21 protein-coding genes are annotated in these 23,791 nt (G+C 69.2%); 11 read left to right on the top strand and 10 right to left on the bottom strand.

Annotated features, from left to right (window positions below):
- Positions 1 to 18 precede the first annotated feature (18 nt).
- Complete coding sequence (locus JOF40_RS19090; protein WP_129182800.1) at positions 19 to 1,062, bottom strand: LacI family DNA-binding transcriptional regulator; 1,044 nt, start codon at positions 1,060 to 1,062, stop codon at positions 19 to 21.
- A 102-nt stretch (positions 1,063 to 1,164) separates the two neighbouring features.
- On the opposite strand from JOF40_RS19090, the gene JOF40_RS19085 reads away from it, so the two are divergent.
- The 6 genes from JOF40_RS19085 to JOF40_RS19060 all read left to right on the top strand — a co-directional run bounded on the left by JOF40_RS19085 (position 1,165) and on the right by JOF40_RS19060 (position 7,136).
- Complete coding sequence (locus tag JOF40_RS19085) at positions 1,165 to 2,358, top strand: phytanoyl-CoA dioxygenase family protein (protein WP_129182797.1); 1,194 nt, start codon at positions 1,165 to 1,167, stop codon at positions 2,356 to 2,358.
- The gene (locus tag JOF40_RS19080) at positions 2,351 to 3,124 is read left to right on the top strand and encodes an SDR family oxidoreductase (RefSeq protein ID WP_129182795.1); all 774 of its coding nucleotides are present in this window, start codon (positions 2,351 to 2,353) and stop codon (positions 3,122 to 3,124) included. The genes JOF40_RS19085 and JOF40_RS19080 overlap by 8 nt, the downstream gene beginning before the upstream one ends.
- A gap of 124 nt (positions 3,125 to 3,248) precedes the next feature.
- Positions 3,249 to 3,827 carry an ATP-dependent Clp protease proteolytic subunit gene (locus tag JOF40_RS19075; protein WP_129183396.1) on the top strand — a complete coding sequence of 193 codons (579 nt, stop codon included), beginning with the start codon at positions 3,249 to 3,251 and terminating at the stop codon, positions 3,825 to 3,827.
- Between the two features lie 79 nt (positions 3,828 to 3,906).
- Positions 3,907 to 4,509: an ATP-dependent Clp protease proteolytic subunit gene (locus JOF40_RS19070; RefSeq protein ID WP_129182793.1), complete on the top strand. Its 603-nt coding sequence runs from the start codon at positions 3,907 to 3,909 to the stop codon at positions 4,507 to 4,509.
- 153 nt (positions 4,510 to 4,662) lie between these two features.
- A complete protein-coding gene (gene clpX / locus JOF40_RS19065; protein ID WP_129182791.1) occupies positions 4,663 to 5,934 on the top strand; it encodes an ATP-dependent Clp protease ATP-binding subunit ClpX in 1,272 nt (423 codons plus the stop codon).
- A 47-nt stretch (positions 5,935 to 5,981) separates the two neighbouring features.
- Entirely contained in the window at positions 5,982 to 7,136 is a 1,155-nt protein-coding gene (locus JOF40_RS19060; RefSeq protein ID WP_129182789.1) for a saccharopine dehydrogenase family protein, read from the top strand.
- 114 nt (positions 7,137 to 7,250) lie between these two features.
- On the opposite strand, the gene valS is transcribed toward JOF40_RS19060, so the two are convergent.
- Positions 7,251 to 9,839, bottom strand: a complete 2,589-nt coding sequence (gene valS / locus JOF40_RS19055) for a valine--tRNA ligase (RefSeq protein WP_129182787.1) — start codon at positions 9,837 to 9,839, stop codon at positions 7,251 to 7,253.
- A gap of 55 nt (positions 9,840 to 9,894) precedes the next feature.
- Positions 9,895 to 12,036, bottom strand: coding sequence for an MMPL family transporter (locus JOF40_RS19050; protein ID WP_129182785.1), 2,142 nt, complete (start codon positions 12,034 to 12,036; stop codon positions 9,895 to 9,897).
- A 111-nt stretch (positions 12,037 to 12,147) separates the two neighbouring features.
- On the opposite strand from JOF40_RS19050, the gene JOF40_RS19045 reads away from it, so the two are divergent.
- Genes JOF40_RS19045 through JOF40_RS19030 form a run of 4 tightly spaced genes read left to right on the top strand, consistent with a single transcriptional unit; the run spans position 12,148 to position 15,392 of the window.
- Positions 12,148 to 13,485, top strand: a complete 1,338-nt coding sequence (locus tag JOF40_RS19045) for a bifunctional folylpolyglutamate synthase/dihydrofolate synthase (RefSeq protein WP_129182783.1) — start codon at positions 12,148 to 12,150, stop codon at positions 13,483 to 13,485.
- On the top strand, positions 13,482 to 13,862 hold the full coding sequence (locus JOF40_RS19040) for a DUF4233 domain-containing protein (RefSeq protein ID WP_245343163.1): 381 nt from the start codon (positions 13,482 to 13,484) through the stop codon (positions 13,860 to 13,862). The genes JOF40_RS19045 and JOF40_RS19040 overlap by 4 nt, the downstream gene beginning before the upstream one ends.
- A gap of 47 nt (positions 13,863 to 13,909) precedes the next feature.
- Positions 13,910 to 14,539 carry a metallophosphoesterase family protein gene (locus tag JOF40_RS19035; RefSeq protein WP_129182781.1) on the top strand — a complete coding sequence of 210 codons (630 nt, stop codon included), beginning with the start codon at positions 13,910 to 13,912 and terminating at the stop codon, positions 14,537 to 14,539.
- Position 14,540: 1 nt separating this feature from the next.
- Positions 14,541 to 15,392, top strand: coding sequence for a ParB N-terminal domain-containing protein (locus JOF40_RS19030; protein WP_129182779.1), 852 nt, complete (start codon positions 14,541 to 14,543; stop codon positions 15,390 to 15,392).
- Positions 15,393 to 15,465: 73 nt separating this feature from the next.
- Here the strand turns inward: JOF40_RS19030 and JOF40_RS19025 are convergent, their stop codons facing one another.
- From JOF40_RS19025 to JOF40_RS19005, 5 genes are all read right to left on the bottom strand, one after another.
- Positions 15,466 to 16,629, bottom strand: coding sequence for an ABC transporter ATP-binding protein (locus tag JOF40_RS19025; RefSeq protein ID WP_129182777.1), 1,164 nt, complete (start codon positions 16,627 to 16,629; stop codon positions 15,466 to 15,468).
- 4 nt (positions 16,630 to 16,633) lie between these two features.
- Positions 16,634 to 17,479, bottom strand: coding sequence for a carbohydrate ABC transporter permease (locus JOF40_RS19020; protein ID WP_129182775.1), 846 nt, complete (start codon positions 17,477 to 17,479; stop codon positions 16,634 to 16,636).
- 1 nt (position 17,480) lies between these two features.
- Positions 17,481 to 18,422 carry a carbohydrate ABC transporter permease gene (locus JOF40_RS19015; protein ID WP_129182773.1) on the bottom strand — a complete coding sequence of 314 codons (942 nt, stop codon included), beginning with the start codon at positions 18,420 to 18,422 and terminating at the stop codon, positions 17,481 to 17,483.
- Positions 18,419 to 19,732, bottom strand: coding sequence for an extracellular solute-binding protein (locus JOF40_RS19010; RefSeq protein WP_129182771.1), 1,314 nt, complete (start codon positions 19,730 to 19,732; stop codon positions 18,419 to 18,421). Before JOF40_RS19010 ends, JOF40_RS19015 begins: the two co-directional genes overlap by 4 nt.
- 99 nt (positions 19,733 to 19,831) lie before the next feature.
- Positions 19,832 to 21,496, bottom strand: a complete 1,665-nt coding sequence (locus JOF40_RS19005) for a glycoside hydrolase family 13 protein (RefSeq protein WP_129182769.1) — start codon at positions 21,494 to 21,496, stop codon at positions 19,832 to 19,834.
- Between the two features lie 25 nt (positions 21,497 to 21,521).
- Here JOF40_RS19005 and ndk point away from each other — a divergent pair, with 25 nt between their 5' ends.
- Entirely contained in the window at positions 21,522 to 21,929 is a 408-nt protein-coding gene (ndk, locus tag JOF40_RS19000) for a nucleoside-diphosphate kinase (RefSeq protein ID WP_129182767.1), read from the top strand.
- Between the two features lie 57 nt (positions 21,930 to 21,986).
- On the opposite strand, the gene JOF40_RS18995 is transcribed toward ndk, so the two are convergent.
- Both JOF40_RS18995 and JOF40_RS18990 read right to left on the bottom strand, forming a co-directional pair.
- Positions 21,987 to 22,928, bottom strand: a complete 942-nt coding sequence (locus JOF40_RS18995; RefSeq protein WP_129182765.1) for a hypothetical protein — start codon at positions 22,926 to 22,928, stop codon at positions 21,987 to 21,989.
- 227 nt (positions 22,929 to 23,155) lie between these two features.
- Positions 23,156 to 23,782, bottom strand: a complete 627-nt coding sequence (locus JOF40_RS18990) for a hypothetical protein (RefSeq protein WP_129182764.1) — start codon at positions 23,780 to 23,782, stop codon at positions 23,156 to 23,158.
- Positions 23,783 to 23,791 lie beyond the last annotated feature (9 nt).

Here is a 23,791-nt window from a genome sequence, read left to right as displayed (position 1 = left end):
TGACTCGCGAGGGGGCATTCAGTGACTCGCGAGGGGGAGGAAGGCGCCGGGCTCGTTGTAGGGCGTGACGACCTGGATGTGCGACGGCAGGGAGACAACGGGCCCCGGCAGCGCCCCGTGGGCCTGCATCACGACCCGGCAGGCGCGCCGCATGTCGTCGCGCAGGTCGTGGTGCAGCACGGCCGACAGGCGGCGCGAGCGCAGCAGGCCAGCGTTGTCGGCGTCGAGGTCGTGCGCGACGAACGCCCGGCAGGTCCGTCCGGCCTGCCGGAACGCCTCGAGCGTCGCGACGTTGCCGCCACCGATCGAGTAGACCGTGTCGATCGCGGGGTCGGCCTCGAGCGCCGCCGTCACCGCGTCGAGCATCGTGGCGTCCAGCCCGTCGGTCTCGGCGACCTCGTGCACGCGACGTCCGGGCGCGAGATCCGCCCAGGCGGCACGGAAGCCGGCACCGCGGGCGTCCTCGCCGCGGAACGCCGCACTGCTCAACGTCGTCAGCGCCGCGCCCTCGCCGCCCGGTGTCCACTGCGACAGCAGGTACGCGGCGGTCGCCCCGGCGGCACGGTTGTCGATGCCGACGTACGCGATCCGGCGACTGTCCGGCACGTCGGTCACGAGAGTGACGACAGGGATGCCGGCCGCGACGAGCTCGTCGACCGCTTCCACGACCAGGGGATCGTCGGGAGCCTTGAGGATGACGCCCTGCGACCCCCGTCGGGCGATCACGTGCAGGGTGCGGACGACCTCGGCGGGCGAGCTGTTCTCCTGCAGGTGGAACCGCGCGCGGATCACGGCGGGCCGCAGGTGCGGCAGCTCACCCTCGAGCGCGGCCCTCACGGCGGCCGAGAACCGAGCGGGTGCCTGCATCACGAGGTCGACCAGGAAGGTGTGTCCGGCCACCCGCACCTGGGACGCCTGTCGGTCGAGCTCGGCGATCGCCTGCTCGACCTCGGCGACGGTGCTGGCACGCACCCCGGCGCGCCGGTTGAGCACGCGATCGATCGTGGCGAGGCTCAGGCCGGACTGCTGGGCGATCTCGCGCATCCGGAACGGGTGGCCCATCAGTGCTCCACGTCTCTCTGAGGTGTTCTTGAGGTGTTTCGGCGTCCCGCCGAGCATAGGCGGCCACTAGCGTCGGGTCGTACCCAGTCACGAGGAGAACGCATGACAGCCACGATCCACGGCACGACCGGACGCTCGCCGCGCCTGCACGAGTCGGACTGCAGCGTCGACGACTTCGACGCCGTCGTCCGCGCCACGACCGACGTCGCCGACTACCCGCACGCCGACCGCGTCGAGCAGGGCGTGCTGGTCTACGAGTCGGCCGTCCTGCGCGCCGCGACGAGCACAGAAGCCGGCTCTGCAGAGGTCGAGGGCGAGCTGGTGCGCGCCCTGAGCGACGGGCCCGGCGTCGTGGCCCTCAAGGGCGCCTTCACCGACCCCTCGGTGATCGATCGCGTGACGGCCGTCTTCGACGAGATCATCGTCGACGAGCGTGCTGCGGGCACCGCCCCCGGTGACCACTTCGCGAAGCCCGGTGCCAACAGCCGCGTCTGGAACGCGCTGGAGAAGCTCGCGGTGCGCGATCCCGGGGCCTTCGTCGACTACTACGCCAACGACGTCCTCGCGTTGATCTCCCGAGCCTGGCTCGGCCCGGCGTACCAGGTGACGTCCCAGGTCAACGTCGTGCGGCCCGGCGGCGTCGCCCAGGACCCGCACCGCGACTACCACCTCGGCTTCCTGTCGAACGAGGTCGTCGAGCGCTACCCGGCGCACGTCCACGTCCTGTCGCCGGTGCTCACCCTTCAGGGAGCGGTGGCGCACTCCGACATGCCGGTCGAGAGCGGGCCGACGATGTACCTGCCGCACTCGCACCAGTACGCCCCCGGGTACCTCGCCTGGCGGCTGCCGGAGTTCCGCGAGTACTTCGCCGAGCACCACGTGCAGCTCCCGCTCGCCAAGGGCGACGCGGCCTTCTTCAACCCCGCGGTGTTCCACGGTGCGGGCACCAACGTGTCGACCGACGTCCAGCGCATGGCCAACCTGCTGCAGGTGTCGTCGGCCTTCGGACGCGCGATGGAGTCGGTCGACCGTGCGCGGGTCTCGAAGGCGGTCTACCCGGCCCTGCTCGAGCGCCTCGCCGCCGGAGCCGGGAGCGGTCTCGTCGCGAACGCCGTGGCGGCGTCCGCCGAGGGCTACCCGTTCCCGACGAACCTCGACCTCGACGCCAACGTCAACGGCCTGACGCCGCTCTCGCAGGCCGAGATCGTCCAGCGGGCGCTGGCCGAGGGCTGGACGCCCGCCGAGCTCGACGACGCGATCGACGCCGGCACGGATCGGCGTCGTACCGATGGCTGAGCCGTTGCTGACCGACAAGGTCGTGCTCGTCAGCGGCGGAACCCAGGGCGTCGGGGCAGGCATCGCCCGGGCGGCCGTCGCCGAGGGTGGCACCGTCGTCGTGACGGGACGACGCGCCGACGTGGGGGAGTCGTTCGCGAGCAGCCTCGGCACCGCGGCGAGCTTCGTGCCGTGCGACGTCGCCGACGTCGAGCAGGCCCGTGCGTCCGTCGCCACGACGATCGACCGCCACGGACGCATCGACTGCCTCGTCAACGCGGCCGGGCTGACGAGCCGCGGCACGCTGCTCGACACGACGCCCGAGCTGTTCGACGCCCACGTCGCGGTCAACCTCAAGGGCCCGTTCTTCCTGATGCAGGCGGCTGTCGCCGACATGGTGCGGCGGGGCGAGGGCGGCACGATCGTCAACGTCCTGACGATGTCGTCGCACGGCGGACAGCCGTACCTCGCGCCCTACGTCGCCAGCAAGGCCGGGCTGGCGGGCCTGACCCGCAATGCGGCGCACGCCCACCGGTGGGACCGCATCCGCGTCAACGGCATCAACATCGGCTGGACCCAGACCGAGGGCGAGGACGCCGTGCAGCGCGAGTTCCACGACGCCGACGACACGTGGCTCGAGAAGGCCTCGGCGTCGCAGCCCATGGGACGGCTCGGGCAGGTCGACGACATGGCCGCGCTGGCCGTCCTCCTGCTGTCCGACCGCAGCGGCGTCGTGACGGGATCGGTCATCGACTGGGACCAGCACGTCGTCGGCGCCTCCGACTGACCAGTCGGCGACCGACACGTATGCCATCAGCGAACAGCCGTGTTTTCGCGTGTGTTCGTCCCCGGTGCCGTCTAGGTTTGTGGACGTGAACACATCTGACAGCTCCAGCCCACTGTCGCCGAGGATGGCCGGCGAGGCCGGCCCCTCGGATCTCGACGGCCACATCTACCAGCGCCTGCTCAAGGAGCGCATCGTGTTCCTCGGGTCCGAGGTCCGCGACTCCAACTCCAACGCGATCGCCGCGCAGATGCTCCTGCTCAACGCAGAGGATCCGCAGGCCGACATCTTCTTGTACATCAACTCGCCGGGTGGCTCGGTCGACGCCGGCATGGCCATCTACGACACGATGCAGTTCATCTCCAACGATGTCGCGACGTTCGGCATGGGCCTCGCGGCCTCGATGGGGCAGTTCCTGCTCGCTGCCGGCACCGCCGGCAAGCGGTACGCCCTGCCGCACGCGCGCATCATGATGCACCAGCCGTCCGGCGGCATCGGCGGCTCTGCCTCCGACATCAAGATCCAGGCCGAGCAGAGCATCCTGCTCAAGAAGCAGCTCAACCAGCTGCAGTCGTTCCACAGCGGCCAGACCGTCGAGCAGATCGAGCTCGACTCCGACCGCGACCGCTGGTTCACGCCCGACCAGGCCAAGGAGTACGGCCTGATCGACCACGTCGTCCGCAGCGCAGGAGAGGTTGTCCGATGAACGAGCGCCAGCGGGTGAATCATGTGGCAGCAGTCGTGCTGACGCATTCGTACATTGGTCTTTCGACGGAGGCGTCAGCATGAGCTATTACATCCCGCAGTGGGAAGAGCGCACGAGCTACGGCTTCCGTCGCATCGACCCCTACACCAAGCTCTTCGAGGACCGCATCATCATGCTGGGCACCCCGATCAGCGACGACGTCGCCAACGCGGTCATGGCCCAGCTCATGAGCCTGCAGGCGATGGACCCCGATCGTGACATCAGCATCTACATCAACAGCCCCGGTGGCTCGTTCACCGCGTTGACGGCGATCTACGACACGATCCGCTACATCAAGCCCGACGTGCAGACCCTGTGCCTGGGCCAGGCCGCCTCGGCCGCAGCGATCCTGCTGGCCGCCGGCACGCCGGGCAAGCGCCTGGCGCTGCCCAACAGCCGCATCCTGATCCACCAGCCCTACACCGAGGGCACCGGCGGACAGATCTCCGACCTCGAGATCCAGGCCAACGAGATCTTCCGCATGCGCGAGCTGATGGAGAAGATGATCGCCGACGCCACCGGCAAGTCGATCGAGGAGGTCAGCAAGGACGTCGACCGCGACAAGATCCTGACGGCGCAGCAGGCCGTCGAGTACGGCCTGGTCGACGAGGTCCTCGACACGCTGAAGACCCCCGCCATCTGACGGTCCGGTCCACGAAGTTGCACCCCGACATCCGGCCTGTGACCGAGACGACGAGGCGATTCGCCGCTACGGTGGAAACCACGTCGTCTCGGTCACTCCGGGCCCGTCACCACAGCACTCCGGTCACAGCCACCGGCACGAAAGGGACCCCCCATGGCACGCATTGGTGAAACGGCCGATCTGCTCAAGTGCTCCTTCTGCGGCAAGAGCCAGAAGCAGGTCAAGAAGCTCATCGCCGGTCCCGGGGTCTACATCTGCGACGAGTGCATCGACCTCTGCAACGAGATCATCGAAGAAGAGCTCGCCGAGGGTGCCGAGCTGAGCCTGGGCGAGCTGCCCAAGCCGCAGGAGATCTACGACTTCCTCAACGGCTACGTCATCGGCCAGGACGGTGCCAAGAAGTCGCTGGCCGTCGCGGTCTACAACCACTACAAGCGTGTCCAGGCGCAGGCGTCCAGCGGACGCGGCAAGGACGACCAGGTCGAGCTGGCCAAGTCCAACATCCTGATGGTCGGGCCCACGGGCTGCGGCAAGACCTATCTGGCGCAGACGCTGGCGCGCATGCTCAACGTCCCGTTCGCGATCGCCGATGCGACGGCGCTGACGGAAGCCGGCTACGTCGGCGAGGACGTCGAGAACATCCTGCTCAAGCTGATCCAGGCCGCCGACTACGACGTCAAGAAGGCCGAGACGGGCATCATCTACATCGACGAGGTCGACAAGATCTCCCGCAAGAGCGAGAACCCCTCGATCACGCGTGACGTGTCGGGCGAGGGCGTCCAGCAGGCGCTGCTGAAGATCCTCGAGGGCACCACGGCCTCGGTGCCGCCGCAGGGCGGGCGCAAGCACCCGCACCAGGAGTTCATTCAGATCGACACGACCAACGTGCTGTTCATCGTCGGCGGTGCGTTCGCGGGTCTCGACCAGATCATCGAGCAGCGCAGCGGCAAGATGGCGCTGGGCTTCAGCGCGGCGCAGCAGGACATCGGCACCAAGGCCGAGCCGCACAAGCTCTACTCCAAGGTGCTGCCCGAAGACCTGCTCAAGTTCGGTCTGATCCCCGAGTTCATCGGTCGCCTGCCGGTCATCGCCGCGGTCGACAACCTCGACAAGGACGCCCTCGTGGCGATCCTGACGCAGCCCCGCAACGCGCTCACCAAGCAGTACGTCCGCCTGTTCGAGATCGACGGTGTCGAGCTGGAGTTCAGCGCCGAGGCCAGCGAGGCGATGGCCGACCTGGCCCTGGCCCGCGGCACGGGTGCGCGTGGTCTCCGCTCGATCATCGAGGCCGTGCTCGAGCCCGTGATGTACGAGATCCCGAGCCGTGACGACGTCGCCAAGGTCATCGTCAACGCGGCCACCGTCGCCGGCGACGAGGGTCCGCAGATCCTGACGCACGACGAGGCAGCCAAGAAGGCTTCGTAGCCCTCCCGTCGGGTGCAGCCCACCCGACGGGTCGCTACGTTGGGCGCATGACCTCTGTCGACATCGCCCTGCTCGGAGCCACCGGATTCACCGGCGGCCTGACCGCCGACTACCTCAGCACGCACCTGCCGTCCGGTGCGTCATGGGCCATCGCAGGACGCAACCAGGCCAAGCTCGAAGCGGTCGCCGATCGCATCGAGACCCTCGGTGGGGTGCGCCCCGAGATCATCTCGGCCTCCACCGACAACGCCGACTCGATGGCGGCCCTCGCCGGCAGCACCCGCGTGCTGATCACCACGGTCGGCCCGTACGTGCAGCTGGGGGAGCCCGCGGTGAAGGCCGCCGCAGAGGCCGGCATCGCCTACGTCGACCTGACCGGTGAGCCGGAGTTCGTCGACGCGATGTGGCTGAAGTACCACGAGACCGCGCGCCGCACGGGTGCTCGCCTGATCCACGCCTGCGGCTTCGACTCCATCCCCTACGACCTGGGCGTGCTGTTCACGGTCGAGCAGATGCCCGAGGGCGTCCCGCTCGACGTCAAGGGCTACATCCGGGCCGGGGGGACGGCGTCGGGTGGCACCTACCACTCAGCGGTGGGAGCCTTCGCTCGTCTGCGCCAGTCGGCCCGCACCGCAGCGGAGCGCAAGAAGCTCGAGGGCCGCCCCGACGACCGTCGCGTGCGCGGCGGCGGATCGATCGGGCGCGGTGCAGCGGGCCGGGGATGGGCGCTGCCACTGCCCACCATCGACCCGCAGATCGTCCTGCGGTCGGCGCGCTCGCTCGACCGCTACGGTCCCGACTTCACGTACTCGCACTTCGCGCAGTTCAAGAAGCTGCCGATGCTCGCCGGCACGATCGCCGGCGGGGCTGTGCTGATGGCCGGTGCTCAGCTGCGTCCGACCCGTTCGCTCCTGCTCAAGCTCAAGGCCCAGGGCGACGGCCCGGACGAGCAGAAGCGGGCGAAGTCGTGGTTCTCGCTGCGGATCATCGCGACGGGCGGCGGCACGGCCGTCACGACCGAGGTGGCGGGTGGAGACCCCGGCTACACCGAGACCGCCAAGATGCTCAGCGAGTCGGCGCTCTGCCTGGCCTTCGACGACGCCCTGCCCGAGGTGTCGGGCCAGACCACGACGGCCGTGGCGATGGGCGACGCCCTGATCACGCGGCTGCAGGCGGCAGGCATCACCTTCCGCACCCTGTAGTGCGCCGGCGCACATCCGCCCGACTCGCGAGTGGCGCAATCTGGTCCGCGAGTGGCGCAATCTCGCGGGACACGCCGTCCGTTTTCGCAGAACTGCGCCACTCGCGGACCTGGGCTACTCCGTGGGGGCGGGGGTCGCCTCGACGGTGAAGCCTGTCGCGGAGTCGTCGACGGTGAGGGTCGGGTCGGCGGTGACCCGACCCGCCGCGCGGACGTCGTCGAACGCCAGCGCCAGCAGCTCGAGGGCTGCCGCCGTGCCCGTGACCGACAACGTGCCGATCTCGGTCTTCTGGCTGACCTTGGCGACCGACTTGGCACCACGGATGTCGGCGAGCACCGTCGCGGCAGCCGACAGCACACCAGGGTCCTGCTCGGCCGTCGTGAGGTCGCGCGACGCGACGGGCCACTCGGCGCGGTGGATCGATCCCTCCTGCCACCACGACCAGACCTCCTCGGTCACGTAGGGCAGGAACGGCGCGAGCAGCCGCAGCTGCACCGAGAGCGCGAGCACGAACGTGGCCTTCGCCGAGGTGCCGCCTGCGTCGTCGCGGCGGGCGCGCTCCTTGACCAGCTCGAGGTAGTCGTCGCAGAAGTCCCAGAAGAACTTCTCGGTGACCTCGAGGGCCGTCGCATAGTCGTAGGCCTCGAACGCCGTCGTGGCCTCGTCGACCACGCCACGCAGGCGGGTCAGCAGCGCGAGGTCGATCGCCTCGGTGACGCGGGCCGGGTCGAGGTGAGATGCATCGGCTCCCAGCCCGTACTGCGCCTCAGGAGCCAGGACGAACTTGCTGGCGTTGAGCACCTTCATGGCCAGACGCCGGCCGACCTTCATCTGCGCCTCGTCGAACGGCGAGTCGGCACCCGGACGGGCGCCGGCCGCGCGCCACCGCACGGCGTCCGCGCCGTACGTCGCGAGGATCGCGTCGGGCACGACGACGTTGCCGACCGACTTGCTCATCTTCTTGCGGTCGGGGTCGACCACGAAGCCGGAGATCGACGCGTGGCTCCACGGTGCGGTGCCGAACTCCTGGTGAGACCGCACGACCGACGAGAACAGCCAGGTGCGGATGATGTCGTGGGCCTGGGGCCGCAGGTCCATCGGGAACGTCTTGGCGAACAGCTCGGGGTCGCGCTCCCACCCGCAGGCGAGCTGAGGGGTCAGCGAGGACGTCGCCCAGGTGTCGAGCACGTCGGGATCGGCCACGAAGCCCCCGGCCTGCCCGCGCTGCGACTCGTCGAAGCCCGGAGGCGTCTGCGAGGCCGGGTCGACGGGCAGGGTCTCCTCGGCGGCGAAGATCGGGTCGTCGTAGTCGGGCTGGCCGTCGGCGTCGAGTCGGTACCAGACCGGGAACGGGATGCCGAAGAATCGCTGACGGCTCACGAGCCAGTCGCCGTTGAGGCCCTCGATCCAGTTGGTGAGACGCGACTGCATGTATGCCGGGACCCACTCGATCTCGTCGCCGCGCGCCACGAGGGCTGCGCGCAGGTCGGCGTCGCGTCCACCGTTGCGGATGTACCACTGCCGGGTCGAGACGATCTCGAGCGGCTTGTCGCCCTTCTCGTAGAAGTTGGCGACGCGCTGCGTCGACGTGGGCTCTCCGTCGAGGTCGCCGCTCGCGAGCAGCGCCGCGGCGACGAGCTCGCGGGCCGAGAACGTGGTCTTGCCCGCCAGCTCGGCGAACAGCTCACGCCCGGCGTCGGTCGCGATCCACTCCGGCACCTCGCGCAGGATGCGTCCGTCACGTCCGATCACGGTGCGGTTGGGCAGCTGGAACTCGCGCCACCACTGCACGTCGGTCAGGTCGCCGAACGTGCAGCAGTGCACGATGCCCGAGCCCTTCTCGGGATCGGCCAGCGTGCTGGCCACCACCGGCACCTCGACGCCGAAGATCGGCGACGTGGCGGTGGTGCCGAACAGGTGCTTGTAGCGCTCGTCGTCGGGGTGGGCGATGATCGCGACGGCGGCCGGCGTGAGCTCGGGGCGCGTCGTCTCGACGTGGTGGGTCGAGCCGTCGGAGAAGTGGTAGGCGACGCGGTAGTAGGCGCCGGGGTAGTCGCGCGCCTCGAGCTCGGCCTGGGCCACCGCGGTCTGGAACGTCACGTCCCACAGCGTCGGCGCGTCCTGGGTGTACGCCTCGCCGCGTGCGACGTTGCGCAGGAACGCGCGCTGCGACACGACCTGGGCGTTGTCGCCGATCGTCGTGTAGGTCTGGTCCCAGTCGACGCTCAGGCCGAGGGTGCGCCACAGCTCCTCGAAGACCTTCTCGTCCTGCAGGACGAGCTCGTTGCACAGCTCGATGAAATTGCGGCGGCTGATCGGCACCTGCTTCTTGGGGTCCGGCTTCTCCGGCCGGACGAAGTCAGGCTCGTACGGCAGGGTCGGGTCGCAGCGGACGCCGAAGAAGTTCTGCACCCGGCGCTCCGTGGGCAGGCCGTTGTCGTCCCAGCCCATCGGGTAGAACACCTCTTTGCCGCTCATCCGCTGGTAGCGCGCGATGAGGTCGGTGTGGGTGTACGAGAAGACGTGCCCGACGTGCAGGGAGCCCGAGACCGTCGGCGGGGGAGTGTCGATTGAGTAGATCTGCTCCCGGGTCTTGGAACGGTCGAAGGCATACGTGCCCTGCTCGGCCCAGCGGGCCGACCAGGTCGCTTCGAGACCTTCGAGGACGGGCTTCTCGGGGACGCCGTGCAGTTCGTTGCTCACGACAGTTGAGTCTATGGGGGCGACGCGCGGTCGCCCCCATAGCCCTCGACGCCCGTCAGGCCTTGTGCACGGGCTCGCTGCCCGGTGCCACGGGATCGGCCGGGTGGGCCTCGTCGGCGAGGTGGCCGGGTCCGTCGGTCTTCCACAGCGCGCTGGGCCACCAGATGTGCCGGCCGATGTCGAGGTTGAGCGCCGTCACGAGCACCGACCGCACGATGATCGTGTCGAGCAGCACGCCGACCGCCACGACGAAGCCGAGCTCGGCCAAGAACACGATCGGCAGGGTGGCCAGCGCCGTGAACGTGCCCGCGAGCACGAAGCCGGCCGAGGTGATGACGCCACCTGTGGCAGCAAGTCCGATCAGCGCACCCTTGCGCGTGCCGTGCTTGAGCGACTCCTCGCGCACCCTGGTCATCAGGAAGATGTTGTAGTCGATGCCCAACGCCACCAGGAACACGAAGGCGAACAGCGGGAACGACGAGTCGGCCCCCTCGAAGCCGAACACGTGCCGGAACACCAGGGCGCTGATGCCGACCGCCGCGGCGAACGACACCACGACCGTGACGAGCAGGATCAGCGGTGCTGCGATCGACCGCAGCAGCAGGCCGAGGATCAGCAGCACGACGACCAGGATCACCGGGATGATCAGCCGGTTGTCGGCCCCCGACGCCTCCTGGACGTCCTTGTTGACCGCGGTGTTGCCGCCCAGCAGCGCGTCCGCACCGTCGACGGCGTGCACGGCGTCGCGGGCACGGTCGATCGTGCTGAAGGCGGCCGCGGAGTCGGGAGCGGACGTCAGCGTGCCCTCGACGTACGCGACGGGGCTGCCTGCAGGGCTCTTGACCGCGACGCTCGCCGGATCGATGCCCTTGACGCCGCTCAGCGCCTCGGCGACGGCCTCGGCATGATCGCCCTTGGCGATGACCGCGACGGGCGAGCCCGCCCCGCCCGGGAAGTGCTCGGCGAGCTTCTTCTCGGCCGCGACCGATGGCTGCTGCTTGGTGAAGCTCTGCTCGTTGGTCAGGCCGTTGGCGTCGAGCTGCACGATGCCGAACGACAGGCCCACCAGCACCAGCGTGGTGACGACCCACACCGTGCGGGGGGCGCGCTTGATGCGCTGCCCGACCTTGGCCCAGATGCCCGTGTCGCTCTTGAGAGGCGCTCCGAAGCGGGGCACGAACGGCCAGAAGATCCACCGGCCGACCACGACCAGCAGCGCGGGCAGCATCACGAGCATGACCAGCAGGGCGCAGGCGATGCCGGCGGCACCGACCGGGCCGAGGCTCGCCGTCGAGTTCATCTGCGCGAGCGTCAGGCACAGCAGGCCGATGATGACCGTGGCACCGCTGGCCAGGATCGCGGGAGCGGCACGGTGCAGTGCGTGGGCCATGGCCTCGTGGCGGTCCTCGTAGTTGTGCAGCTCCTCGCGGTAGCGGGCCACCAGCAGCAGCGCGTAGTCGACGCCGGCACCCAGCACCAGGACGCTCAGGATGCCTTGGCTCTGACCGTTGACCGTCAGGTCGAGGTTCTTGGCCAGCAGGTAGACGACGCCCTGCGCGATGCCGACGGCCCCGACGCCGCAGAACAGGAACACGAACGCGAGCTGCAGGCTGCGGTAGGTGATCAGGAGGATGACGAAGACGATGCCGACCGCCGAGAACAGCAGGATGCCGTCGATGCCGGAGAAGGCCTCCGCCTGGTCGGCACCGAGCGCCGCCGGCCCGGCGAGTCGCACGTCGAGGCCGTCGCTGCCACCGCGCTCGGTGATCTTGGCGATGTCGTCGACGCGGTCGGGCAGCATCTCCCAGCCGTCGTCGCTGAGCGTGATCGTGGCGATGACCTGCAGCGCCTTGCCGTCCTGCGAGGGGATCGGTCCGACGACGCCCGAGACGTCGTCGACGCCCTTGAGCGCCGCGACGTCGGCGGTGGCTTTGGCGAGATCGTCGGGCGTGGTGCCGCCGTCGCGCACGTAGAGCACGATCGCCGGGATGTCGTCGGGGTTCGAGAAGGCCGCGGCCTTCTGGATGACCTTGGTCGACTCCGCGTCGCCCGGCAACCACGACGCGATGTCGTTGTCGACGACCGAGGTCAGCTTGCTGCCGAAGCTGCCCATGCCGGCCAGGAACACCAGCGACAGGGCCAGCACGACCCACTTGGCCCAACGATGAGTGATCCATCCGGTGATGCTGCGGTTCACGAGGTCTCCTGAGGGGTGTTCTAGTTAGGAACACTATGGCGGAACCCGCTGACATTTGGGAACTGGGTGGCCACCCTGAGATGTCCCTGACCTGCTGCGATACTGGAGGGGATGACACCCACCTACGCGGAGGTCGAGCGCGCACTTCTCGGCCGCTGGCCCGAGTCCCGTCTCGAGCCCTCCCTCGACCGCATCGCCGCGATCTGCCGGCTCATGGGCGATCCCCAGGACGCCTACGCCGTGATCCACTTGACGGGCACCAACGGCAAGACGTCGACGAGCCGCATGATCGACGTCCTGCTCCGCGCCCTCGACCTGCGCACGGGACGGTTCACGAGTCCGCACCTGCAGTCGATGACCGAGCGCATCTCGCTCGACGGCGTCCCGCTGACGCAGGACCAGTTCGTCGATGCCTTCGCCGACGTCGCGGCCTACGCCCAGATCGTCGACGACTCCTCGCAGCACCCGCTCTCGTTCTTCGAGACGGTCGTCGCGATGGCGTTCGCGGCCTTCGCCGACGCGCCGGTCGACGTCGCGGTCGTCGAGGTCGGCATGGGCGGTTCGTGGGACGCGACGAACGTCGCCACCGGGCAGGTCGCCGTCGTGACGCCCATCGGCGTCGACCACGCGGCGTACCTCGGCGATCGTCCCGAGCTCATCGCGGTCGAGAAGTCCGGCATCATCAAGCCGGGTTCGCACGCCGTGCTGGCCGAGCAGTCGCCCGAGGTCATGGACGTGCTGATGCGTCGCGTGCTCGACGTCGGCGCGGTGGCGCTGCGCGAGGGCGTCGACTTCGGCGTCAACGACCGGGTCACGGCCCTCGGCGGGCAGCAGATCAGCCTGCAGGGCCTGTCGGGCGGCTACGACGAGATCTTCCTGCCCCTGCACGGCGCGCACCAGGCGCACAACGCCGCCTACGCGCTCGCGGCGGTCGAGGCGTTCACGGGCAGCAAGCAGCTCGACCCCGACCTGGTGCGCGGTGCCTTCGCCCAGGTCACGTCGCCGGGACGGCTCGAGGTCGTGCGCCGCAGCCCCACGGTGCTGCTCGACGCCGCCCACAACCCGCACGGCGTGCAGGCGACGATCGACGCGGTGCAGGACGCGTTCAGCTTCAGCCCGCTGATCGGCGTCGTCGGGGTCATGGCCGACAAGGACGTCGAGGAGATGCTGCGCCTGCTGGAGCCCGTGCTGGCCGAGATCGTCGTCACCGAGAACAGCACCGACCGGGCCATGCCCGCCGGCGAGCTGGCCGAGATCGCCGGCGACATCTTCGGCGACGAGCGGGTCGTGGTGGCCCCTCGCCTCGACGAGGCCCTCGAGCGGGCCGTCGCGATGGCCGACGGCGGCGAGGGCGGCGACGACGCGATCGGCAGCGGCGGCGTCCTGGTCACCGGCTCGGTCGTGACGGTCGGCGAAGCACGTGTGCTGCTCGGCGGCTCGATCGCATGAGGGGCATGTGCGCGGCGATGCTGACGCTGCAGGCCATCATCCTGGGCCTGTCGGTGCCGGTCATGATCTCGGTCGAGGACGTCAGCAAGACCCCGGCTCTGGTGCTCGGGCTCGGGCTCGCGGTGCTGTGTGTCCTGGTCGCCGGGTCGCTGCGCCGTCCTCAGGCCTACTGGGTGGGCCACGCGATCCAGGCGGCCACGATCGGTCTCGGTTTCCTCGTGCCGATCATGTTCTTCGTCGGCCTGATGTTCGCGGCGCTGTGGTTCGGAGCCTTCTTCCTCGGTCGCCGGATCGAGGACGACAAGGCGCGCTGGGCGCGCGAGGCCGCCGAGGCCGAGCAGCGCGGCGACGACGCCACGGGCACCGCCCCGGCCTGATCCCCGAGGGGGTGGCACCGGCCGCGCGCGGCGGTAGTGTCGAAGGCATGGTCCGGGTGCTGGCTGTCGCCGACGAGGAGGTCGCTGCGATGCCCGCCCGCGCCAGAGGCCTCGAGGTCGACCTGGTGCTCGCCGCCGGCGACCTCCCGTGGGACTACCTCGAGCGGCTCGGCTCACTGATCGACGCGCCGGCCGCCTTCGTGCCCGGCAACCACGATCCGCGCATCTCGCGGACGTCCACCGGCCCACGAGGGTTCGTCGCGGCCGACGAGCACGCCGTCACCGTCGGCGGCCTGCGGGTCGCCGGCCTCGGCGGCTGCGTCCGCTACAACGGCGGCGACCACCAGTACACGCAGAAGCAGTACGACCGGCGGGCGCGGACGCTGCTCAGGCGGGCCGGCGGCGAGCCCGTCGACATCCTGCTGACCCACGCCCCGCCGCTCGGTCTGGGCGACGACGACGACCCGAGCCACCTAGGCATCGACGCCCTGCACGGGGTGCTCGAGACCCTGCGCCCCACCTGGCACCTGCACGGCCACATCCACCCGTTCGGGATGCACAAGGACGACCGGCACGTCGGTCGGACGACGATCCGCAACGTCATCCCGTGGCACGTCGTCGACATCGAGCCCCGCGCCGCCCGGTCGGCGTCCGATGCCACCCGGAGAGGAGCCTGACATGGTCGGCAGCTCAGGATCACCGCGCGTCGACGCCGAGAGCGACTTCATGCGCGCCCGGCGGCACCAGGTGCTGTCCGCCCTGGCGGCACGGCTGCGCAACGACACCGAGGACGTCGTGCAGTCGATGTCGTTCGACGAGGTCGTCGACGCCCTCGGCCGCAGGGCGGAGCACTATGTCGGTACCAAGGTCATCCCGCTCGATGCGATCGTCGGCTCGGTCGACAAGGTGCGCGACTTCGACCGGCGGTTCAGGCCCACGTCGACCGTCAGCCGGCAGCGCTGGGAGCGGCTGGCCCGCGCCAGCCGCGTCGGCGAGGAGATCCCGCCGATCGACGTCTACCAGATCGGCGACTACTACTTCGTGCGCGACGGACACCACCGGGTGTCGGTGGCGCGCAGCCTCGGGGTCACCCTGATCGAGGCCCGCATCACGGCGATCGAGACCTTCCTGGCCCCTGTCGGCATCGAGGCGCGGGTCGACCTCGAGCTCAAGTTCTGGCGGCGACTGATGCTGCAGCGCGTCCCGTTCACCGGCGAGGCGCGGGCCGCGGTCGCGGTCGACGTGCCAGCGATGTACGGCGAGATCGCTGAGGCGGCCGAGGCCTGGGCGGCACGCACGATGCACGCCGAGGATGCCTACATGGACCCCGAGACGATGGCGGCACGCTGGTACGCCGAGGAGTTCCGACCCGTGGTCGACATGATCGAGGAGGCCGGCGTCCGCGGCGACGACGAGCGTCCTGCCGAGGCCTACGTGCGGGTCGCCTGCGAGCGGTACCGCCTGATCCGCGAGCACGAGTGGAACGAAGAGGTGCTCGAAGCCGTCAAGAAGGGCAAGAAGAAGCGCTGAACCCGCTGGGCCTGACGTTCTGACGAACACGCCGTCGGCGTGTCTGCAGAAACGTCAGGCCCAGCGGACGCGCCTACAGGCCGACCGTCAGGTTGTCGCCCGTGGCCGGGTCGAACAGGTGCATCTTGTCGGTGTCGATGAACAGCGTCGTGTCGCTGTCCTCGGCCGCCGAGCTCGCGGCGTCGAGGGAGACGACCAGCTGTGTGCGCAGCGAGTCGCTGTCGGACTCGCGGGCAAGCTCCTTGAGCTGGTCCTGCACCTTCGCCTCGGCCTCGTACGGGACGTAGGCGTACTGCTGGTCGCCGAGCCACTCGCGGACGTCGATGTGTGCCGCGAACGTGCGGGCCGAGTCGACCTTGCCCTCCTCGATGACCGAGACGTCCTCGAAGTGCTCGGGACGGATGCCGGCCATCAGCAGTCCCTTGCCCTCGGTCTTGGCGGCCTTGTCGGCGGGCAGCGGGAACGTGCCGAACGGCAGCGTGACCTCGCCGTTCTCGACCGTCGCGGGCAGGAAGTTCATGGGCGGCGAGCCGATGAACCCCGCGACGAACAGGTTGACCGGCTGCTCGTACAGCTCGCGCGGGGTGGCGAGCTGCTGCAGGATGCCGCGCTTCATGACGGCCACGCGGTCGCCCAGCGTCATGGCCTCGGTCTGGTCGTGCGTGACGTAGACCGTCGTGATGCCGAGCTTCTTCTGCAGGCGGGCGATCTCGGTGCGCATCTGGCCGCGCAGCTTGGCGTCGAGGTTGGACAGCGGCTCGTCGAACAAGAAGGCCTGGGCGTCGCGGACGATCGCGCGTCCCATCGCGACGCGCTGGCGCTGGCCGCCCGAGAGGTTGGCGGGCTTGCGCTCGAGGTGCTCGTCGAGGTCGAGCGTCTTGCTCGCCTCGCGCACCTTGGCGTCGATGTCGGCGTCCTTCCACTTGGCCAGGCGCAGCGGGAACGCGATGTTCTCGTAGACCGTCAGGTGGGGGTAGAGCGCGTAGTTCTGGAAGACCATCGACAGGTTGCGGTCGCGGGGGGCCAGGTCGTTGACCCGGTCGCCGCCGATCAGCATGTCGCCCGACGTGATGTCCTCAAGACCGACGATCATGCGCAGGAGCGTGGACTTGCCGCAGCCGGAGGGGCCGACGAGGATCAGGAACTCCCCGTCGGCGACGTCGATGCTGACGTCGTTGACGGCCGGGAACCCGTCGCCGTACTTCTTGACGATGTTCTTCATCTCGATGGTGGCCATGTGATCAACCCTTCACTGCACCGGCGGTCAGGCCGGCGACGATCTTGCGCTGGAAGAACAGGACGAGGACGACGATGGGGATCGTCGCGACGACGGCTCCCGCCGCCAGGAGGGACGCCGGACGGTTGAACGGGTCGGCGCCGACGAAGAACGACAGCGCCGCCGGGATGGGACGAGCGTTCTCGGTGGACGTCAGGGAGATGCCGAAGACGAAGTCGTTCCATGCGAAGAAGAACGTCAGGATCGCCGCGGTGAAGACGCCGGGAGCCGCCAGCGGGACGATGACCTTGCGGAAGGCCTGCCACGACGTCGCACCGTCGACCTGGGCCGCTTGCTCCATCTCCCACGGGATCTCGCGGAAGAACGCCGAGAGGGTCCAGATCGCGAGCGGGAGCGTGAACGACATGTAGGGGATGATCAGGCCGGGCCACGTGTCGTAGATGCCCAGCGTGCGCCACATGTCGAACAGCGGTCCCACCAGCGAGACGACCGGGAACATCGCGATCACCAGCGCTGTCGTCAGGACGAACTTCTTGCCCTTGAACTCGAGCCGCGCGATGGCGTAGGCCGTGAGCGTCGCGAGGATGACCGAGAGCACCGTCGCGATGAGCGAGATGCCGATCGAGTTGATGATCGCGCGCCGGAACTGCGGGTCCTGCAGGACGTCGGCGTAGTTGGACCATCCGGCACCGCCGCCGCTGGACGGGAAGAAGCCGGGGGAGCCGTTGGTGACCGCGTCCTGCGACTTGAACGACAGCGAGATGATCCAGGCGACAGGCAGCAGGCACCAGGCGAGGATCACCGCGATGCCGATGCCGGTGCCGATCTTGCTCTTCAGGTCGGTCTTCATGTCAGCCCTCCTGCCGTGCATCGGCCAGATTGACCTTGAACAGCTTGACGATGATGAACGCCACCACGAGCACTGACAGGAACAGGAGCACCGACAGCGCCGAGCCGATGCCCAGCTGGAACTGCTCGATGACCTGTCTGTACGTCAGGAACGAGATCGACTCGGTGCTGTTGGCTCCGGCGGTCATGACGAAGATGTTGTCGAAGATGCGGTAGGCATCGAGCGCGCGGAACAGCACCGCGACCATGATCGCCGCACGCATGTTGGGCAGGATGACCTTGTAGAGCCGCTGCCACCACGTCGCACCGTCGACCTTGGCCGCCTCGAGCATGTCCTCGGACACCTGTGCCAGACCGGCCAGCAGCAGCAATGACATGAACGGCGTGGTCTTCCAGATCTCCGAGGCCATGATCGCGATCAGCGATGAGTTGCGCTCGGCGAACCAGTTGAAGTCGTCGCCGATGAACGGCAGCCAGCTGTTGACGAAGCCGTTCTGGTACGAGAACGCGAACTGCCACGCGAAGCCCGACACGACCGTGATGACGCCGTAGGGGATCAGGATCGAGGTGCGGATGACGCCCCGGGCGAAGATGACCTTGTGCATGACCATCGCGAACGCGAAGCCGATGACCAGCTCGAACGCGACGGTGATGATCATGATCGCGACGGTCGTGACGGTGTCACGCCAGAAGAGACCGTCGCTCAGCGCCGTCCAGTAGTTGGTGAGCCCGATGAACGTGCGGTCGTCGGGGGCGGTGAGCGAGTAGTCGAACAGCGAGAGGTACAGGGCCCGGAGCATCGGGAAGGCGGTGACGACCAGCATCAGCGCCAAGGCCGGGGCGACGAGCTTGAGTGCCAGCCGGTTCTCGGCGCGGGACCGGTCGGACGTGGGGGCCTTGGGCGTCTTGCCGGCCTTGGCCTCGTTGGCGATCACGGAGGTCATAGCAGCGCCTTTCCGCTCAGGATGGCCTTGAGGAAGGCGGCCGACTTGCCGGGCGTCGAGGGACCGACGGCGGTGGGCGAGTGCCACCGGGCCTGCACGGCGCTGGAGATCTGGCTGTAGTAGGCGCTCTTGGGGCGCGGTCCGCCGGAGTCGACGCTCTCGCTCCACAGGGCCAGCAGATCGGCCGGGTACGCCTCCTTGAGCTCATCGGACTGGTAGACCGACTGCCTGGACGGCATGAGTCCCTCGTTGACGGCCAGCTCGGTCTGAGCCTTCGCGCTGGTCACACAGACTGCGGCCTGCTGGGCGAACTCGGGGTGCTTGGAGTACGCGCCGACGCCGATGTCGATGCCGCCGATGGGGGGCTTGGACTCCTCGCCCTGCACGGTCTGGGGGTAGCGCGCCCAACCGAGGTCGTCGAGGCCCGCCTTGTCGGCGGGACCGCCGGGCTTGCCGATCAGCCCGTCGTAGTTCTTGTAGACGAAGGTCCAGTTGGTCATGAACTCGCCGGCACCGCTCTTGGGGAACATCTGCCCGAGGCTCGTGCCCTCGTTGGACGTCGAGAAGTCGGGTTGAGCGGCCTTCGACCTCGCCAGCTTCTCGATGACCGCGGCAGCGTCCTCACCGGCCTTGGAGTCGATCGTGACCTTGGCGTCACGGCCGGCCTCGACGGTCTTGGGGTCGAGGATGTTGCCGCCGGCACCCTGGATCAGCGCGTTGATCCACACGACGTAGGCCTCGTACTTGTTGGCCTGCACGCCGACCGTGCCGTCGTTGTCGGCCGCGGCGTCGATGACCTGGTCCCACGTGACGGGCTGGGTCATGTCGAGCCCGGCAGCCTCGGCGAGCGACTTGCGGTACCAGAGCACCTGCGTGTTGGCCCATTGCGGCGCGGCGACGACCTGGTCGTCCCACGTGACGGTCTCGCCGGCTCCCTTCAGCACGTCGTCGTCGAGCACCGTGTCCTTGAGCTCGCCCTCGAACGGCAGCAGCCACTCGGCGTTGGCGAACTCCGGGACGAAGACCGGGTCGAGGCTCATCAGGTCGGTCGAGCTGTCCTTCGCGGCCAGGCGTCGCGCGAGCTGTGTGCGCTGGTCGGTGGCACTGGACGGGAGCAGCTGGATCTTGATCGTGTAGTCGTCGGTGCTGCAGCTCTTGGCCAGGGCGTTGAGCGTGTCCTGCCCGTCCGGGTTGATGTACCAGTTGAGCGTGGGCTTGCCACCGCCCCCGCCACATGCGGCCAGGACGCTCATCGACAGCGCGGCTGCGGCCAGCCCGGCGGCGACCCTGCGGGTACGTCGTGCAGTCATCTCTCCCCCTACCAACCTTGGCGCATCCCGCGCGAGTGACGCGGGTCACAAGGTCAGATCGAACCTATCTGCGGCCGTCGGGCGTCGCAACCGCGGGGGTCAGCCCTCGAGCCACACGGCCTCGTCGGCCCCCAGCAGGCGCACCGGCTCGATGTCGCTGCTGGACGCGACGATCGTGCATCCGGCGGGCAGCTCGACCGCCGTGGTGCCGAGGTTGGCCAGCACCGTGACCGCGCCCTCGGGCGACGTGACCGTGAACGCCAGGACGTCGACGGGATAGCCGTCGAGCCAGGTGAGATCGCCGCGGCCGAGGCGACGCTCGCGGCGCTGTCGCAGCAGCGTCCGGTACAGCTCGAGCGTCGAGCCGGCCACGCCGCGCTGACGGTCGGGAGCCAGGTCGCCGTACTCAGCAGGCTGGGGGAGCCACGACCGGTCGGACGGGCCGAACCCGAACGACGGCTCGCCGGCCTCCCACGGGACGGGCACGCGGCAGCCGTCGCGTCCGATCGACGCGCCGCCGGTGCGGGCGAAGGTCGGGTCCTGCCGGGCGTCGTCGGGCAGGTGCGTCGCCTCGGGCAGGCCCAGCTCCTCGCCCTGGAAGACGTACGCCGATCCGGGCAGCGCGAGCATGACGGTGGTGGCGGCGCGAGCGCGTCTGAGGCCGATGACCGCGTCGGGCTGCGGGCTGTCGGGGCCGATGCCGGCGATCTTCTGCAGGCCCGGCAGCTGCGGGTATCCGAGCCGCGACGCGTGCCGGACGACGTCGTGGTTCGACAGCACCCACGTCTGCGGTGCTCCCACCGCCGCGGCCTGCGCCAGCGAGTGCGAGATGGTCTCGCGGAGGTCGGCGGCCAGCCACGGCGTCATGAGGTACTCGAAGTTGAACGACTGGTGCAGCTCGTCCGGCCGGACGTACCGTGCGAGCGCCTCGCCAGGGAGCACCCAGGCCTCGGCGCACAGGATGCGGTCGGCGTCCTCGCCCTCCTTGGCGTACGAGTCGGCGATGCGCCGCCACTCGCGGTAGATGTCGTGGACACCCGGCTGGTCCCACATGGGCAGGCGGGACGTCGGGCTGACGGAGTCGTCGCCCTCGACGTCGGTGTCGGGCAGGCCCTCGGCCTTGACCATCCCGTGCGCGACGTCGATGCGGAAGCCGTCGACGCCGCGGTCGAGCCAGAACCGGAGGACGTCCTGCATCTCGTCGCGGATCTCCTGGTTGGTCCAGTCGAGATCGGGCTGGCTGGTGTCGAACATGTGCAGGTACCACTGGCCCGGACGTCCGTCGGGCTCGGTGAGCCGGGTCCAGGCGCGTCCGCCGAACTTGCTCTGCCAGTTGTTGGGCGGCAGCTCCCCGGAGTCGCCCGTGCCGTCGCGGAACAGGTAGCGGGCGCGCTCGGGGCGGCCGGGTGCTGCGGCCAGTGCCGCGCGGAACCACGGGTGCTCGCTGGAGGTGTGGTTGGGGACGATGTCGACGATGACCCGCAGACCCAGCTCGTGGGCTGCCACGGTGAGTCGGTCGAAGTCGTCGAGCGTGCCGAACACGGGATCGACGTCGCGATAGTCGGCGACGTCGTAGCCCGCGTCGTTCTGGGGCGAGGTGTAGAACGGCGACAGCCACACGGCGTCGACGCCCAGCTCGGCGAGGTGGGGGAGACGCTCAGTGATGCCCGGCAGGTCGCCGATGCCGTCGCCGTCCGAGTCGGCCCACGAACGCGGGTAGATCTGGTAGATCACGGCGTCTCGCCACCAGGGCGTGATGGTCATGGTCGGTCACGCTACGTTACTGAGCATGTCGCAACGCACCCTCGTCCTGATCAAGCCCGATGCCGTGCGTCGTGGCCTGGTCGGGCAGATCCTCTCCCGGTTCGAGTCCAAGGGCCTGACCCTGGTGGCGCTCGAGCAGCGCACCATCGACGCGGCACAGGCCGACGCCCACTACGCCGAGCACGTCGAGCAGCCCTGGTACCCGCCGCTGCGCGAGTTCGCGATCTCCGGACCGCTCGTCGCGCTGGTGCTGGAGGGTGACGAGGCCATCTCGGTCGTCCGCCTGCTCAACGGCTCGACCGACGGACGGGCCGCAGCGCCCGGCACGATCCGGGGAGACCTGTCGCTGTCGAACCGCGAGAACCTCGTTCACGCTTCGGACTCCGAGGAGTCGTCGGCCCGCGAGATCGCCCTCTGGTTCCCCCACCTCTGACCAGTTCGACCGATCTTTCGGCGATTCGGTAGCTCAGGCAGCCGGTACGCCGAGAGTTCACGCAGTCCGTCGACTGATCTTTCGACGTTTGCGCCACTCTGACGGCGTCAACGTCGAGAGATCGGGCCCGTGGCCGGTCCACCCCAGCGCCCTGGCCATCCGCACCAGCTGATCGGCGACCGCGCGCTGCTCGCGCCTGACGGTGTAGGACGAGAAGATCAGCAGCCGTTCGCCGCTGATGACGACCTCGTTGGCTCGCACCAGGTCGGCGCTCCATCGCCCGACGCCGTGATGGGGGAGACCGTGCACCTCGGCCGCCATGCCGAGGTCGTCCCATGACGCGTCGAGGTGGTAGCGGCCGTCTGGCCCCCGCACGGCTCGTTGACGGTTCGGGCGCGGCAGCCCGGCGAAACGGCACACCTCGTCGAAGTCGCGCTCCGGCAGCGACTGGATGCCGCCGGCGGCGTCGAGGATCGACTCGATCACGAGACCTCGGTGGCGGCACGGCCCGCGCCGGGTCAACGCGTCGCGGAGGTGCCTCGTGCTGGTGAGGCCCTGCTGCACCCCGGCAATGACGATGGCCCGGGCCAGCCTCTCGTTGTCGGTCCAGCTCGCCGCGTCGACGAGGCTCCGTGCCGGTCGGGTGCGGCGTGGCTCGGCGAGCGGGTGGACGTCGCGCCCGTCGAGCTGCGTGCTCCAGTGCACCTCCAGACCGTCCTTGGAGGGGGAGCGCGCGCCCGATGGCAGGACGATCTGGGGTGCCACGGGGGTGAAGCCCTCGAATCCGTCGACCGCCAGGGACGTGAGGCCGCCGAGCGCAGCACCCGGAGACGCCGAGGCGAGAGCGACCTCGAGCTGTTGCCGCGGCGGGAGCGGACCGTTGTGCAGGACGACGACGCCCCGGCACGGCTTCTGCCATCGGCCCCGGTCGACGTGGTTGCGCACACGTCCCAGTCCGAATCGTTCGATCGCTTCTGACATCCGCAGCACGTCGTCCATCGCCCCACGGTGCGTGCCGGGATCCCGACGGGTCTGCCTGCACCGGGCGGCTGTGGACGCCGCGACGCACGGACCGGGCCTGTGGAGGGACTGATCTTTCGGCACACAGGTAGTCGGAGCTACCTGAACGCAGAAAGATCGGTCGCCCCCGGGGCAGACCTGTCGACGTTCACGACGTCAGGACTGCCGAAACGTCGAAAGATCGGTCCGACCGGTGTCCGCAGGACTCAGGTGTAGGTCGTCGGCACGAGGCAGTGCACGACCTCGTGGAACTGGCCCCGCACCTCGTCAGGCAGCCAGATGACGTGGTTCGACACCGATGCCATGTCGACGTCCTCCTGAAGGGTCACGACGTCGACGACCTGGCGGGGGTTGTCGCGGTCGCGTTCCTCCAGCTGCACCAGCGAGATGCGCATCGTGACCCCGAACGGATTGGGGTTGACGACGCCGATGCCCCAGAAGTCGACGGGGTCGTCGGTCGCCTTCTGCTCGAGGTCGATCATGACGGTCTTGAGGGGCTGCTCGAGCGCCGGATGGTCGATCTCCTCGACCCCGGACACCTCGATGTCGACGCCCCGCACCTGCCGCGACCCCTGACCGTCGAACCGCAGCACGTCGGTCAACGTCCCCCCGGCGGGCAGGACGGCCCGGCCGAGGTGCGATCCGTTGACCGCGGTGGTCGTGACGTGCGGGAGCTCCAGCCCGTACATGCTGCGCGGGGTGAACCTCAGCGTCGGCTGAACGGACACCTCGGTGTGGTTGGTGATCGTGAGCAGCTGGTCGAGCGATCCGTCGGTCGAGACCGGCGTGTAGCGGACCGTGAACGGCTGTTGCTTGCGCTGGCGTCGTCTCACGTCGACCAC

The sequence above is a fragment of the Aeromicrobium fastidiosum genome, assembly GCF_017876595.1.
GTDB lineage: Bacteria > Actinomycetota > Actinomycetes > Propionibacteriales > Nocardioidaceae > Aeromicrobium > Aeromicrobium fastidiosum.
The sequence above is the reverse complement of the archived record's forward strand: the minus strand, read 5'-3'. Positions and strand labels throughout refer to the sequence as shown.